This window comes from Sphingomonas sp. PP-CC-3A-396 (assembly GCF_004343105.1).
Lineage (GTDB): Bacteria > Pseudomonadota > Alphaproteobacteria > Sphingomonadales > Sphingomonadaceae > Sphingomonas.
Map to the genome: position 1 here is coordinate 505,927 of NZ_SLYF01000001.1, position 13,030 is coordinate 518,956.

The window sequence follows — 13,030 nt, forward strand, 5'->3', positions numbered from 1 at the left end:
ACCACCAGCAAGCGGCTGGCGGTCCCCCTCCCCGTGCCGGGGAGGATTTTTATGATCTACGATATCCGCCACGTCACGACGTTCGATTACGGCGCGAGCGTCAAGTTCGCGCGGTGCAATCTGCGGTTGAAGCCGATCGACTGGCCCGGGCAGCACCTGGATTCCTACGCGCTGTCGGTGCACCCGGCGGGGCGGACCAGTGCCGCGCGCGCCGAGGCAGGACTCGCCAACGTGACCCGGCTGGTGGTCGACAGCCCGGTGCGCCATCTGACGATCGAGAGCCGGTCGCGGATGACGGTAGATCGGCTCGTGCCGGTGCCCGACGCCAGCGATCCGACGCTCGCAGAGATCGCGGCGATGGCGCGGGCCAGCACCGATCTGTCTGCGGCTAGCCCTGCGAATTATATCTATCCTTCGCCGCTGATCCCGCTCGACCAGGCGATCGCCGACTATTGCGCGGTCGATCTCGATCCTTCGCGCGGCGCACTGGAGGCCGGCATCGCGCTAGCGCGGCGAATCCAGCAGGAGTTCGAGTTCGACGCCGACGCGACGCTGGTCGATACCCCGCCGCACGAGGCGTTCCTACAACGCAAGGGCGTCTGCCAGGATTTCGCGCAGATCATGATCACCGGCCTGCGCGCAGCGGGACTGCCGGCGGCCTATGCGTCTGGGTATATCCGGACGATCCCTCCCGAGGGTCAGCCGCGGCTGGTCGGGGCGGATGCGACGCATGCGTGGGTGCTGCTGTGGTGCGGGCCGGTGCGTGGCTGGGTCGGGGTCGATCCGACCAACGGGATCTGGATGGCGAGCGATCACATCGTGATGGCGGTCGGGCGGGACTATGCCGAGATCGCGCCGGTGGATGGGGTTGTGCTCGGGTCGGGCGCGCAGAACATGGACGTCAGCGTCGATGTTGCGCCGTTGGAGTCCGCATAAGAGCGATGCGATCCTCCCCTGCAAGGGGAGGTGGCTGGCACTTGCCAGACGGAGGGGTGACACCGTCTCGATGGCGGGTCACCCCTCCGTCAGCCCAAGCGGGCTGCCACCTCCCCTCATAGGGGAGGATGAAGGCGTTACTTCTCGTCGTGCGGGTTCGGATACGAGCCGCCGCCGCTCTCGCCGCCCTTGTCCTTTGCCGGCGCGTTGTTGACGCCGTCCTTCTCCTTCGCGCCATCGTCGTCCTTCGGCACGCCCTGCATCGGTTGTTTGGTCATGATCGTTCCTCTCATGCAACCAAACACGCCGCGCGCAATTGCGTTGCGCGGGCGATCCCCCCACATAGACGCGCAAGGTATAATGGGGACGTAAGTGGCCGATCCGTACAAGACTCTGGGTGTAGCGCGCGACGCGACCGAAGCCGACATCAAGAAGGCGTACCGCAAGCTCGCAAAGGAGCTTCACCCCGATCGCAACAAGGACAATCCGAAGGCGTCGGAGCGGTTCAGCACGGTCACCAACGCGTACGACCTGCTGAACGACAAGGACAAGCGCGCGCGGTTCGATCGCGGCGAGATCGACGGCGACGGCAATCCCGCGTCGCCGTTCGGGTTCGGCGGTAGTGGCGGCGGGCGGCCGCAGCCCGGCGGCTTCCGCAGCGAGGGCTATGAGAGCGGCCCCGGGGCCCCCGACATGAGCGACATTTTCGAGGGCCTGTTCGGCGGCGCGCAGCGTGGCGGTGGCGGCGGATTCTCCGGCGGCTTCGGTCGCAGGCCGCAGCCCAAGGGCGAGAACGTCGCGTATCGCCTGCAGGTCCCCTTCGTCGAGGCGGCAACGCTGGAGCCGCAGCGCGTGACGCTGTCCGACGGCAAGACGCTCGACCTCAAGCTGCCGGCGGGCGTCGAGACCGGTACCCAGATGAAGCTTGCAGGCAAGGGCGAGCAGGGTCCAGGCGGCGCTGGCGATGCGATCTTGACGATCGAGGTCCAGCCGCACAAGTTCTTCAAGCGCGATGGCGACGACGTCCGCCTCGAGCTGCCGATCACGCTGGCCGAGGCGGTGCTGGGCGGCTCGATCAAGGCGCCGACGGTCGACAAGCCGGTGATGCTGACGATCCCCAAGGGCACGACGTCGGGTAAGACGCTCCGCCTCAAGGGCAAGGGTTTCCACAAGAAGGGCGGCACGCGGGGCGACCAGCTGGTCACCCTGATGATCGACATTCCCGCGAGCGATGCGGCGCTGACCGCGTTCGTCGAAAGCTGGGATGGACGCGAGGCGGGGAACCCTCGGGGGGCCATGGGCGTCTGAACGCCTTGTGAACGACAGTCCCCTATCGCCCGAAGCGCGCGCCCACGAGCATGGCGCCGCCCGCACTCGTCTCAACCGCGGCATGGCGAAGGTCAGGCCCGGCAGCTACGCGTTCGAGGTCTTCAAGCGCGCCGCGATCGGCGTGTTCAACGACGGGTTCATCCATGCTGGGAACCTGGCCTATCTCGCATTGATGACGGTGTTCCCGTTCTTCATCGTCGCGGCCGCGATCCTGTCGATCTTCGGGCAGAGCGTCGAGACGGTGCGCGCGGTCGAGTCGTTCCTCAACGTCCTGCCGCCCAACGTCGGCGACCTGTTGCGCAAGCCGATAGCCGACGTGCTGGCCGCACGGACCGGGTCGCTATTGTGGCTTGGTGCGCTGGTCGGACTTTGGACAGTCGGCAGCTTCGTCGAGACGATCCGCGACATCTTCCACCGCGCCTACGGGATCAAGGCGACCGCACCGTTCTGGAAATCGCGGCTTGGCTCGTCCGCGGTCATCATCCTGTCGGTGGTGATCGCGCTGCTATCGTTCCTGGTCCAGGGTATCCTCACCGCGGCCGAGCAGTTCATCTACCGCCTACTGCCGTTCGCGCAGGACGCCGCCGGGTGGGTTGGGCTATCTCGTCTTATCCCCGGCCTGCTGATGTTTGGCGCGCTGTACCTGCTGTTCTATTCGGTGACGCCGTCGCGCTATCGCTATTCGAAGTGCCGTAAATGGCCGGGTGCGCTGTTCACGACCGCCTGGTGGGTCAGCGCGACCGCGTTGCTGCCGGTTATCCTGTCGCGGCTCGGTGGTTACGACCTGACCTATGGCAGTCTGGCTGGCGTTGTCATCATGCTGTTGTTTTTCTACGTCATCGGGCTCGGGCTGGTATTCGGCGCGCATCTCAACGCGGCACTGGCGGAACCACCCGAAACAACGCTAGAGCAGCCCGCTACGGATATGCAGGTATAGGCGGGGATGGCGTGAACGGTTTGATGGCGGGCAAGCGTGGGCTGATCATGGGCCTGGCGAACGACAAGTCGCTGGCCTGGGGGATCGCCAAGAAGCTGTCCGAGGCGGGCGCGGAGCTCGCGTTCAGCTATCAGGGCGAGACGATGGAGAAGCGCGTCCGCCCCCTCGCCGAGCAGCTGGGCGTGGCGCGGCTGTTCGATTGCGACGTGTCGGACATGGGTGCGCTCGACGCGACCTTCGACAAGCTTGCCGAGGAATGGCCGACGATCGACTTCGTCGTCCACGCGATCGGCTTTTCGGACAAGAACGAACTGCGCGGGCGGTTCGTCGACACCAGCCTCGACAACTTCCTGATGACGATGAACATCTCGGTCTATTCGTTCGTCGCGGTTGCGCAGCGCGCCGCCAAGATGATGACCGAGGGCGGCGCGATGCTGACGCTCAGCTATTACGGCGCCGAGAAGGTGATCCCGCATTACAACGTGATGGGTGTGGCGAAGGCCGCGCTCGAGACGAGTGTGCAGTATCTGGCGGTCGATCTCGGCCGCGACAACATCCGCGTCAATGCGATCTCGGCAGGTCCGATCAAGACGCTGGCGGCGAGTGGCATCGGTGATTTCCGGCTGATCCTGAAATGGAACGAGCTGAACTCGCCGCTGAAGCGCAACGTGACGATCGACGACGTCGGCGGCGCGGGTCTGTACCTGCTGAGCGACCTGGCGAGCGGCGTGACCGGCGAGACGCACCACGTCGACGCCGGCTACAACGTGATCGGCATGAAGGCAGAAGACGCCCCCGACATCGCGCTGGTCTAGTGCCAACCGTGCTCCGGCTGCATGGCCTGCGGTTCATGATCTTCCTCGACGATCACGCACCAGCGCATGTTCATGTATTCGGAGACGGCGAAGCGAAGATCGAGATCGGAGGCGACGGGGGCTCTCCGCGCATGTTATACGCGGAACGACTGAGCGGCGCGATGCAGCGGCGTGCGCTTGCCGCCGTCGCACGGAACCGGGCAATGCTGCTGACGAGATGGGTCGAAATCCATGGCCGAACTGACTGACGAAGATATCCTGGCTGCGAACGAGCGCGGTCGCATCGCAATGGCGACCAAGCCACGGGCCAAAAGCGCGCGCTACGATCGGGACCAGGATCGGATCGTGGTCGATCTGGTGAATGGATCGACGTTCGCGTTCCCTCCGCATCTGTTGCAGGGCTTTGATCGCGCGACCCCGGACCAGATCGCCGAAGTCGAAATCCTGGGCGTCGGATTTGGCCTGCATTGGGAGTCGCTCGACGCTGACTTTACCGTGGCGGGGCTCATGGCCGGCCGTTTCGGCACGGCCCGTTACATGGCGGAGCGGTTCGGCGCTGCCTGGGATGCGGTCGCAGCGGAATGAGCTTCAATACGTTCGGACGGCTGTTCCGCTTTACGACCTGGGGTGAGTCGCATGGGCCTGCGCTCGGTGCGGTGGTCGATGGGTGCCCGCCGGGGATTGCGCTGAGCGAGGCCGATATCCAGCCCTGGCTGGACAAGCGTCGCCCCGGCACGTCGCGCTTCACGACGCAGCGGCGCGAGCCCGACACCGTCCGCATCCTCTCGGGCGTGTTCGAGGGCCGTACCACCGGCACGCCGATCAGCCTGATGATCGAGAATGTCGACCAGCGCTCGAAGGACTATTCCGACGTCGCCAAGGCGTATCGCCCCGGTCACGCCGATTATGCCTATGACGCGAAATACGGGTTTCGCGATTTCCGCGGTGGTGGCCGCTCCTCCGCGCGCGAGACCGCCGCCCGCGTTGCCGCCGGTGCGGTCGCACGCCTCGTCGTCCCGCAGATCCGTATCCGTGCGTGGGTCGAGGCGATCGGCGGCGACGCGATCGACCCCGCGAACTTCGACGATGCACAGATCGACCAGAACCCGTTCTTCTGCCCGGACGCCGCCGCTGCCGCCCGCTGGGAGATACTCGTCGATGCCGCCCGGAAATCCGGATCGTCGCTCGGCGCTGTGATCGCGTGCGAGGCAACCGGCGTGCCAGCCGGCTGGGGCGCGCCACTCTACGCCAAGCTCGATTCCGAACTCGCCTCCGCCTGCATGAGCATCAATGCGGTCAAGGGCATCGAGATCGGCGACGGGTTCGCCGCCGCAGCACTGTCGGGCGAGGCGAACGCGGATCCGATGCGTCCCGGTGCCGACGGTCCCGAGTTCCTCGCCAACCATGCAGGCGGGATCGCCGGCGGGATCGCGACCGGCCAGCCAATCACCTTGCGCGTCGCGTTCAAGCCGACCAGCTCGATCCTCACCCCGGTCGAGACGATCAGCCCGACCGGCGAGGCCACGACGATCGCCACCAAGGGACGTCACGACCCCTGCGTCGGCATCCGCGGAGTCCCCGTCGTCGAGGCGATGGTGGCGCTCGTTCTAGCCGACCAGGCGTTGCTGCATCGGGGCCAATGCGGCTGACGACGGAACATACGCAGCGCTGAAGCGCTTGCTCTTCAATAACTTAGGAGAGTGACAATGCGTATTCTAACTTCGATCGCAGCCGCAGCCCTGATCATTCCAGGTGTGGCGATGGCTCAGACGGGCACCACTGGCTCGATGGGCGGCACCACCGGTGGAACGGTGAGCGGCGGCACCATGGGTGGTTCGACCATGGGCGGCACGATGAATCAGGCGAATCCCTCGACGACCACGCAGTCGACCACGACGACACGCACGCAGCGTGGCACCAAGGCCCGTAGCCGTACGCGCGGTACCACGTCGGGCACCATGAGTGGCACAACGGGTGATACCGGTACGACGGGCAGCACGATGTCCGGCACGACCGGTAGCACGATGGGCGCCGACACCATGGGCGGCACCACGGGCTCCACGACCGGGACGATGGGCGGCACGACCGGAGGCACCATGGGTGGCACGACCACCGGTTCGATGGGTTCGACCACGGGCGGAACGACCGGCACGACCACGCCGCGCTGATCCAACCGTTCTCACGTAAATGAAAAGCCGGGCGAGCGATCGCCCGGCTTTTTGCGTATCAGTCCGAGAACGGATCACGGACGAGGATCGTGTCGGCGCGCTGCGGGCTGGTCGACACCAACGTCACCGGGCAGCGGATCAGCTCTTCGATGCGGCGGATATACTTGATCGCCTGCGCCGGCAGGTCGGCCCAGCTGCGTGCACCCGCAGTCGTTTCCTGCCAGCCTTCCATCGTCTCGTAGATCGGCTCGACCAGCGCTTGGTCCGCCGCGTGCGCCGGGAAATAATCGAGCGTCTCGCCACGCAGCTTGTAGCCGGTGCAGATCGACACGGCCTCGAACCCGTCGAGCACGTCGATCTTGGTCAGCGCGATCCCGGTGATGCCACCGACCGCCGCCGCCTGGCGCACCAGCACTGCGTCGAACCAACCGCAGCGGCGCTTACGCCCGGTGACGGTGCCGAACTCATGCCCGCGCACGCCGAGGCGCTCGCCGGTCTCGTTCTCTAGCTCCGTCGGGAAAGGCCCCGAACCAACGCGCGTCGTGTATGCCTTGGCGATACCGAGCACAAAGCCGACCGCCGATGGCCCGAGGCCGGAACCGCCAGCCGCTGCGCCCGCAATGGTGTTCGACGAGGTGACGAACGGATATGTGCCGTGGTCGACGTCGAGCAACACGCCCTGCGCGCCCTCGAACAGGATCCGCTTGCCGGCCGAACGCGCGGCGTTGAGATCGCGCCACACGGGCTTGGCGAAGGGCAGCACGAAGCCGGCGATCTCGCGCAGTTCGGCGATCAGGCGGGCGCGGTCGATCGGCGGCTCGCCGAAACCGGCGCGCAGTGCGTCGTGATGCGCGGTGAGGCGATCGAGCTGTGGGCCGAGGTCGTCAAGATGCGCGAGGTCGCACACGCGGATCGCACGGCGACCGACCTTGTCCTCATACGCCGGCCCGATGCCGCGCCGCGTCGTGCCGATCTTACCGGCACCGCTGGCGTCCTCGCGCAGACCGTCGAGATCGCGGTGGAACGGCAGGATCAGCGCGCAGGTATCGGCGATCCGCAGCGTCTCCGGCGTCGCGGTGACGCCCTGAGCACCCAACCGCGCGATCTCGTCCTTCAGCGCCCAGGGATCGAGCACCACGCCGTTGCCGATGAACGACGGTGTCCCGCGGACGATACCCGACGGCAGCAGCGACAATTTATAGACGTTCTCGCCGACGACCAAAGTGTGGCCAGCGTTATGCCCGCCCTGGAACCGGACGACCATGTCGGCACGCTCGGCGAGCCAGTCGACGATCTTGCCCTTGCCTTCGTCGCCCCATTGCGCGCCGATGACTGCTACGTTGGCCAAACTCTATCTCCTGAGGATTACGCGCAGCGCCTACAGCGCGCGGGGCTCGCCTGCTACCCATAGATGCGTGCAGACTTGTGCTTCGGGGGTGTCGCCGGCGTCGAGTGCGGCGACGGTGACCCAGCCTTGCGCGCGCATCGCGGCGCCTTCGTTGGCTGGCGTGCCGAACGGGAGGAAGAGGCGACGGCGATCGACGGTGGCGACGCGTTCGACGAGCGCATCGGCATAGAGCGAGAAGCCCGTAGCGGCTTCCTCGGCCCCGGTTTCGTGGACCACGGTGTAGGTGCCGCCGCGGCCGACTTCGCGTGCACTACCGTCGGCGAAGAGCGAGAAACCGAGCCACGTCTGATATTCAAAGCCGTGCCGCTCGGTCGGATCGAGCGTGAGCGCGACGCGGCCGTCGAGTGCTTCAGCGATGCGCGCGAGACCGTCGAGACGCGAAGCCAGCGCACCGGTCGTGTCAAACGCACGGAGGCGGTCCATCGCCTGGTCGAACGGCCCTGCGGCCTCGATCAGCGGGAGATAGGCGGGCGCGAGAGCGGCGACAGCACCGGCGTCCTTCGCGTCGAGGCGATCGCGCAAGGTTGCGACGAGGTCATCCGCGACCGACAACGGTCCAACGGCGAGCGTCGGCACCAGATCGGGCAGCGTGAAGTCGATCGACGCCCCGGTAACGTCGGCGGCCGCGATCATGTCGACTGCAACTGCGACAAGCTCCTGCGCAGCGGCGACCGAGTCGAGCCCGATGAGTTCGCAGCCGATCTGCCGAGTCTCGCGCGCGGGCGCGAGCTGCGACGCGCGCAGTTTGAGGACGGAGCCAGCATAGCTCAGGCGGACGGGCCGAGGGTGATGCCCCATCCGCGTGGCAGCAATCCGCGCGACCTGTGCGGTAATGTCAGGCCGGATCGCGAGCGTGCGCTGCGACACCGGATCGACGAAGCGTACCGCGTCGTGAAGGCCACCAGCCTTCAGTCGCATCTCCAGCCCGTCGGCGAATTCGGCGAGCGGCGGATCGACGCGCTCGTAGCCATGGAGACGAGCAGCTTCGAGCACGCGCGCTTCCAGCGCCGCCGCCGAATCGGCGAACGGCGGGAGGCGATCTCGGAAACCTTCGGGCAGCAAAGCAGTCACTGCTCCCTCTCCCCTGCGGGGAGGGGGTCGGGGTGAGGGGCTGCCACAAGCGCAGCAGATATAACGTGCCAGACCCCGTCCATCCCGGACATGATGTCGGCGTTGCTGAACCGTATCACGCGATATCCCTGTCTTTGCAGCCAATCCGTTCGGCTTTCGTCGCGCGCTTGGTCAACATGCGTATCGCCGTCAACCTCGATGACGAGTTTCGCGTCGCGAGCGGCGAAGTCGGCGATGTAGGGGCCGATGACGAACTGGCGGGTGAATTTCGTGTTGCTTGTCTGTCGACCACGCAGGTGACGCCAGAGCTTGGCCTCCGCAGGAGTTGGCTCCCGCCGCATCCGCTTGGCGCGATCGAGAAGTAGGTCGTCGACCTTCACTGCTCCCTCTCCCCCTTCCGGGGAGAGGGGCGGGGAGAGGGGCGGGGAGAGGGGCGCCGCGAGCGATGCCCTTCCCAACTGCCCCTCACCCAACCCTCTCCCCGGAGGGGAGAGGGCTTTAGAAGGGACGTAACACCGTTAGAAGTTCAGGCCCATTGCGGTCTTCACGCCTGGCAGCGCGCGGACCTTCGTCAACAGGTCGGGTGTCACGGCTTCGTCGACCGAGAGGAGAAGCACCGCTTCGCCACCAGCCGAACGACGGCCCAGATGGAACGTGCCGATGTTCACGCCAGCCTCGCCGAGCGCCGTCCCGAGACGACCGATGAACCCCGGCGCATCCTCGTTGACGACGTACAGCATCGGCCCCGCCAGATCGGCCTCGATCTTGATCCCCAGCAGTTCCACCAGACGCGGTGCCGAATCACCGAACAGCGTGCCCGCCACCGAACGCTCGCCATCCTCGGTCTTCACCGAGACGCGCAACAGCGTATGGTAATCCGCCTCACGCTCGGTGCGGACTTCGCGAACTTCGAGACCACGCTCACGCGCCAGCACCGGCGCGTTGACCATGTTGACGGTCGCGGTCTGCGTCTGGAGATACCCGGCGAGCACCGCGCTCACGATCGGCTTCGCATTCAGATCCGCCGCCGCGCCCTCGGTATGCACCGAAATCCGCGACACCGCGCCCGTCGTCAGCTGGCCGACCAACGACCCGAGCTTCTCCGCCAACGCCATGTACGGCTTCAACTTCGGCGCTTCCTCAGCCGACAGCGACGGCATGTTGAGCGCATTCGTGACGCCGCCCGACATCAGGAAATCGGCCATCTGCTCGGCGACCTGGATCGCGACATTGACCTGCGCTTCGGTCGTCGACGCGCCGAGATGCGGCGTGCTGACAAAGTTCGGCGTGTTGAACAACGGCGATGCCTTCGCGGGCTCCTCGACGAACACGTCGAGCGCGGCGCCGCCGACCTGCCCCGAATCGAGCGCCGCCTTCAGCGCGACCTCGTCGATCAGGCCGCCGCGCGCGCAGTTGATGATCCGCACCCCCTTCTTGGTCTTGGCGAGCGCCTCGGCCGAGAGGATGTTGCGCGTCTGGTCGGTCAGCGGCGTGTGCAGCGTGATGAAGTCGGCGCGCGCGAGCAGCTCGTCGAGCGTGACCTTCTCGACGCCGATCTCGATCGCGCGCTCGGGCGTCAGGAACGGATCAAACGCGACGACCTTCATCTTCAGGCCACGCGCACGGTCGGCGACGATCGAACCGATATTGCCCGCACCGATCAGCCCGAGCGTCTTCGACGTCAGCTCGACGCCCATGAAGCGGTTCTTCTCCCACTTGCCGGCCTGCGTGGAAGCGTCAGCTTCCGGGAGTTGCCGGGCGAGCGCGAACATCAGCGCGATCGCGTGCTCGGCGGTGGTGATCGAGTTGCCGAACGGCGTGTTCATCACGACCACGCCCTTCGCCGACGCGGCGGGGATGTCGACGTTATCGACGCCAATCCCGGCGCGGCCGACGACCTTCAGGTTGGTCGCGTGCTCGAGGATTTCCTTGGTAACCTTGGTCGAGCTGCGGATCGCGAGGCCGTCATACTCGCCGATGATCGCGATCAGTTCGGCGGGCGTCTTGCCGGTGATCTCGTCAACCTCGACGCCGCGTTCGCGGAAGATCTGTGCCGCGCGGGGATCCATTTTGTCGGAAATGAGGACTTTTGGCATGGGATTGCTCCTGAGATTTCGGGGATTGGGGTTCCGTCTTCCATGCCAATTCTCACCCCCCTCCCCGTCATCCCGGCGGAAGCCGGGACCCGCGGTTGCGGCCCGCTTCATGAGCGAATGCTCCGTGTCCATGGGTCCCGGCGTGCGCCGGGATGACGGATTGGGGGTGGTTATTGGAAGAAGGACGTAAAAGACGCGGTAGCTAGTTAAGCCGCCTTGGCGGTGGCGTAGGCCCAGTCGAGCCAGGGGCCGAGCGCTTCGATATCGGCGGTGTCGACGGTCGCGCCGCACCAGATGCGCAGACCTGGGGGCGCGTCGCGGTAACCCGCCACGTCATACGCCGCGCCAGCCTTTTCGAGCGCCGAGGCCATCGCCTTGATCAGCGCCTCGTCCGCACCCTCGACCGTGAGGCACACGCTGGTCTTCGACCGCGTCGCCGGATCGACCGCCAGATGGCCGAGCCAGTCGCGCTCCTCGACGATCTTGTCCAACGCCGCCGCGTTCGCGTCCGAGCGCTTGATCAACCCGTCCTCGCCGAGCGACTTCGCCCATTCGAGGCTGAAGATCGCGTCCTCGACCGCCAGCATCGACGGCGTGTTGATCGTCTCGCCCTTGAACACGCCCTCGGTGAGTTTGCCCTTCGACACGAGGCGGAACACCTTCGGCAACGGCCAGGCGGGCGTGTAGCTCTCCAGCCGCTCGACGGCACGGGGCCCGAGGATCAGCACGCCGTGCGCGCCCTCGCCGCCGAGCACCTTCTGCCACGAAAAGGTCGCGACATCGATCTTGGTCCAGTCAATGTCGTAGGCGAACACGCCCGAGGTCGCATCGGCGAACGAGAGACCCTCGCGGTCATCCGGGATCCAGTCCGCGTTCGGCACGCGCACGCCGCTGGTGGTGCCGTTCCAGGTGAACAGCACGTCGTTCGACCAGTCGACCGCGCCCAGATCGGGCAGCTGCCCATAGTCGGCGCGCACGACGGTCGGATCGATCTTGAGCTGCTTCACGGCATCCGTGACCCAGCCTTCGCCGAAGCTTTCCCAGGCGAGCGCGGTGACGGGCTTGGCGCCCAGCATCGTCCACATCGCCATCTCGTACGCGCCAGTGTCGGAGCCGGGGACGATGCCGATGCGGTGCGTATCGGGGAGCTTGAGCAGTTCGCGCATCAGGTCGATGCTGTACTGGAGGCGGGTCTTGCCGATCTTCGAGCGATGCGAGCGACCGAGCGAATCGGTGGCGAGCTTGTCCGCGGACCAACCAGGCGGTTTCGCGCAGGGACCGGAGCTGAAAAAGGGACGTGCCGGCTTCGTAGCGGGCAGCGCAGGCGCATCTGTAGCGGGTGCGTAGGTCGTATTCGTCAATGTATCTCTCCTCACAGAGAGCACGCGCGGCGTTGGGACCGCGTGGCCCGTCGCCGGCCCTAGCGGCGTTCGCGGGGGTGTCAACTCTTCTCCCCGCCGTTCGCCCTGAGCGAAGTCGAAGGGTCCCGTGCCTGCGGCGAGATGCTTCGACTTCGCTCAGCACGAACGGAGATAGGGTGACAATGATGCCCAAGGCGAGGATTATACGCCCATGTATCGCGTATTTTATTCCCTTATCGTCACCCTTCTGCTTGCCGCCTGCGGACGTGCCGATCGTCCCACTGCCCCGCAACAAACCCGCCCCAACCTCTCCGTCCCGAGCAATCGGGAAACAGCGCAGTGCCTTGCCGACCTGCGGACGTTGCACGTGTCGTTCCAGGTCCTGCCCGACCGGGAGACCGGCCCCGGTTGCGGGCTCGCGGGCACCGTGAAGCTGGTGGATATCGGCGTGCCCGTTGCCAATCTCACCGCGGTCCGCTGCGGCGCCGCGCGCGCGTTCATCGGCTGGACGCGCAACGCGGTCGCGCCCGCCGCGTACCAGATGCTCGGCAGCGAACTCGCGCGGATCGACAGCATGGGGAGCTATTCGTGCCGCAACATCGTCGGGTCGGCGCGCAACGCAAACCGGCGCTCCGGCCACGCGATCGCCAACGCGATCGATATCGGCGGGTTCGTGCTGAAGGACGGGCGGCGAATCACCGTGCTGAACGACTGGAACTCGTCCGATCCGCAGGTCCGGCAATTCCTCCAGACGATCCGCGCGTCGGCGTGCAAGCGGTTCGGGACGGTGCTCAGCCCCGACTACAACGCCGCGCACCGCAACCACCTCCATCTCGAAGACGATCGCGCGGGTTTCTGCCGCTGACCCGCACCCAGCCGTCATCCTGGGCTCGACCCAGGATCCAGAGC

Annotated in this window: 15 protein-coding genes; 9 read left to right on the forward strand and 6 right to left on the reverse strand. The window is 66.3% G+C overall.

The features are described from left to right. Nucleotides 1-51 precede the first annotated feature (51 nt). A complete protein-coding gene (locus C8J40_RS02285; RefSeq protein WP_132895598.1) occupies nt 52-936 on the forward strand; it encodes a transglutaminase family protein in 885 nt (294 codons plus the stop codon). Nucleotides 937-1,073: 137 nt separating this feature from the next. Here C8J40_RS02285 and C8J40_RS20140 read toward each other — a convergent pair whose 3' ends face one another. Next, nucleotides 1,074-1,214 (reverse strand): hypothetical protein, encoded by a 141-nt coding sequence (locus tag C8J40_RS20140; protein WP_165911342.1) that lies wholly within the window; start codon nt 1,212-1,214, stop codon nt 1,074-1,076. A 94-nt stretch (nt 1,215-1,308) separates the two neighbouring features. Here C8J40_RS20140 and C8J40_RS02290 point away from each other — a divergent pair, with 94 nt between their 5' ends. Genes C8J40_RS02290 through C8J40_RS02320 form a run of 7 tightly spaced genes read left to right on the forward strand, consistent with a single transcriptional unit; the run spans nt 1,309 to nt 6,185 of the window. After that, nucleotides 1,309-2,244, forward strand: a complete 936-nt coding sequence (locus C8J40_RS02290; protein ID WP_132895599.1) for a DnaJ C-terminal domain-containing protein — start codon at nt 1,309-1,311, stop codon at nt 2,242-2,244. Beyond that, nucleotides 2,201-3,202, forward strand: coding sequence for a YihY/virulence factor BrkB family protein (locus C8J40_RS02295; RefSeq protein ID WP_132895600.1), 1,002 nt, complete (start codon nt 2,201-2,203; stop codon nt 3,200-3,202). The genes C8J40_RS02290 and C8J40_RS02295 overlap by 44 nt, the downstream gene beginning before the upstream one ends. 23 nt (nt 3,203-3,225) lie before the next feature. After that, the gene (gene fabI, locus C8J40_RS02300; protein WP_056054995.1) at nt 3,226-4,017 is read left to right on the forward strand and encodes an enoyl-ACP reductase FabI; all 792 of its coding nucleotides are present in this window, start codon (nt 3,226-3,228) and stop codon (nt 4,015-4,017) included. Nucleotides 4,018-4,052: 35 nt separating this feature from the next. Further along, complete coding sequence (locus C8J40_RS02305) at nt 4,053-4,265, forward strand: DUF4160 domain-containing protein (protein WP_243643245.1); 213 nt, start codon at nt 4,053-4,055, stop codon at nt 4,263-4,265. Beyond that, a complete protein-coding gene (locus C8J40_RS02310; protein ID WP_132736456.1) occupies nt 4,249-4,602 on the forward strand; it encodes a DUF2442 domain-containing protein in 354 nt (117 codons plus the stop codon). The genes C8J40_RS02305 and C8J40_RS02310 overlap by 17 nt, the downstream gene beginning before the upstream one ends. Then, nucleotides 4,599-5,666 (forward strand): chorismate synthase, encoded by a 1,068-nt coding sequence (gene aroC, locus C8J40_RS02315; RefSeq protein WP_132895601.1) that lies wholly within the window; start codon nt 4,599-4,601, stop codon nt 5,664-5,666. Before C8J40_RS02310 ends, aroC begins: the two co-directional genes overlap by 4 nt. Nucleotides 5,667-5,723: 57 nt before the next feature. Next, entirely contained in the window at nt 5,724-6,185 is a 462-nt protein-coding gene (locus tag C8J40_RS02320) for a hypothetical protein (protein ID WP_132895602.1), read from the forward strand. 58 nt (nt 6,186-6,243) lie between these two features. Here the strand turns inward: C8J40_RS02320 and C8J40_RS02325 are convergent, their stop codons facing one another. The 5 genes from C8J40_RS02325 to C8J40_RS02345 form a co-directional block, all read right to left on the reverse strand. Beyond that, nucleotides 6,244-7,533: an adenylosuccinate synthase gene (locus C8J40_RS02325; protein ID WP_132895603.1), complete on the reverse strand. Its 1,290-nt coding sequence runs from the start codon at nt 7,531-7,533 to the stop codon at nt 6,244-6,246. A 30-nt stretch (nt 7,534-7,563) separates the two neighbouring features. Further along, nucleotides 7,564-8,664 (reverse strand): ATP phosphoribosyltransferase regulatory subunit, encoded by a 1,101-nt coding sequence (locus C8J40_RS02330; RefSeq protein ID WP_132895604.1) that lies wholly within the window; start codon nt 8,662-8,664, stop codon nt 7,564-7,566. Continuing rightward, nucleotides 8,661-9,044 (reverse strand): endonuclease domain-containing protein, encoded by a 384-nt coding sequence (locus tag C8J40_RS02335; RefSeq protein ID WP_243693166.1) that lies wholly within the window; start codon nt 9,042-9,044, stop codon nt 8,661-8,663. The genes C8J40_RS02330 and C8J40_RS02335 overlap by 4 nt, the downstream gene beginning before the upstream one ends. A 138-nt stretch (nt 9,045-9,182) precedes the next feature. Continuing rightward, entirely contained in the window at nt 9,183-10,760 is a 1,578-nt protein-coding gene (gene serA, locus C8J40_RS02340) for a phosphoglycerate dehydrogenase (protein WP_093398618.1), read from the reverse strand. 206 nt (nt 10,761-10,966) lie between these two features. After that, nucleotides 10,967-12,121 carry a phosphoserine transaminase gene (locus C8J40_RS02345; protein ID WP_132895605.1) on the reverse strand — a complete coding sequence of 385 codons (1,155 nt, stop codon included), beginning with the start codon at nt 12,119-12,121 and terminating at the stop codon, nt 10,967-10,969. A 211-nt stretch (nt 12,122-12,332) separates the two neighbouring features. On the opposite strand from C8J40_RS02345, the gene C8J40_RS02350 reads away from it, so the two are divergent. After that, on the forward strand, nt 12,333-12,986 hold the full coding sequence (locus C8J40_RS02350; RefSeq protein WP_132895606.1) for an extensin family protein: 654 nt from the start codon (nt 12,333-12,335) through the stop codon (nt 12,984-12,986). Nucleotides 12,987-13,030: the final 44 nt, after the last annotated feature.

What these genes read in the sequence shown, in the direction of transcription:
- aroC (WP_132895601.1), top strand. Translation starts at nt 4,599, where the DNA reads ATGAGCTTCAATACGTTCGGACGGCTGTTCCGCTTTACGACCTGGGGT.
- C8J40_RS02285 (WP_132895598.1), top strand. Translation starts at nt 52, where the DNA reads ATGATCTACGATATCCGCCACGTCACGACGTTCGATTACGGCGCGAGC.
- fabI (WP_056054995.1), top strand. Translation starts at nt 3,226, where the DNA reads ATGGCGGGCAAGCGTGGGCTGATCATGGGCCTGGCGAACGACAAGTCG.
- C8J40_RS02305 (WP_243643245.1), top strand. Translation starts at nt 4,053, where the DNA reads ATGATCTTCCTCGACGATCACGCACCAGCGCATGTTCATGTATTCGGA.
- C8J40_RS02310 (WP_132736456.1), top strand. Translation starts at nt 4,249, where the DNA reads ATGGCCGAACTGACTGACGAAGATATCCTGGCTGCGAACGAGCGCGGT.
- C8J40_RS02295 (WP_132895600.1), top strand. Translation starts at nt 2,201, where the DNA reads ATGGACGCGAGGCGGGGAACCCTCGGGGGGCCATGGGCGTCTGAACGC.
- C8J40_RS02320 (WP_132895602.1), top strand. Translation starts at nt 5,724, where the DNA reads ATGCGTATTCTAACTTCGATCGCAGCCGCAGCCCTGATCATTCCAGGT.
- serA (WP_093398618.1), bottom strand. Translation starts at nt 10,760, where the DNA reads ATGCCAAAAGTCCTCATTTCCGACAAAATGGATCCCCGCGCGGCACAG.
- C8J40_RS02350 (WP_132895606.1), top strand. Translation starts at nt 12,333, where the DNA reads ATGTATCGCGTATTTTATTCCCTTATCGTCACCCTTCTGCTTGCCGCC.
- C8J40_RS20140 (WP_165911342.1), bottom strand. Translation starts at nt 1,214, where the DNA reads ATGACCAAACAACCGATGCAGGGCGTGCCGAAGGACGACGATGGCGCG.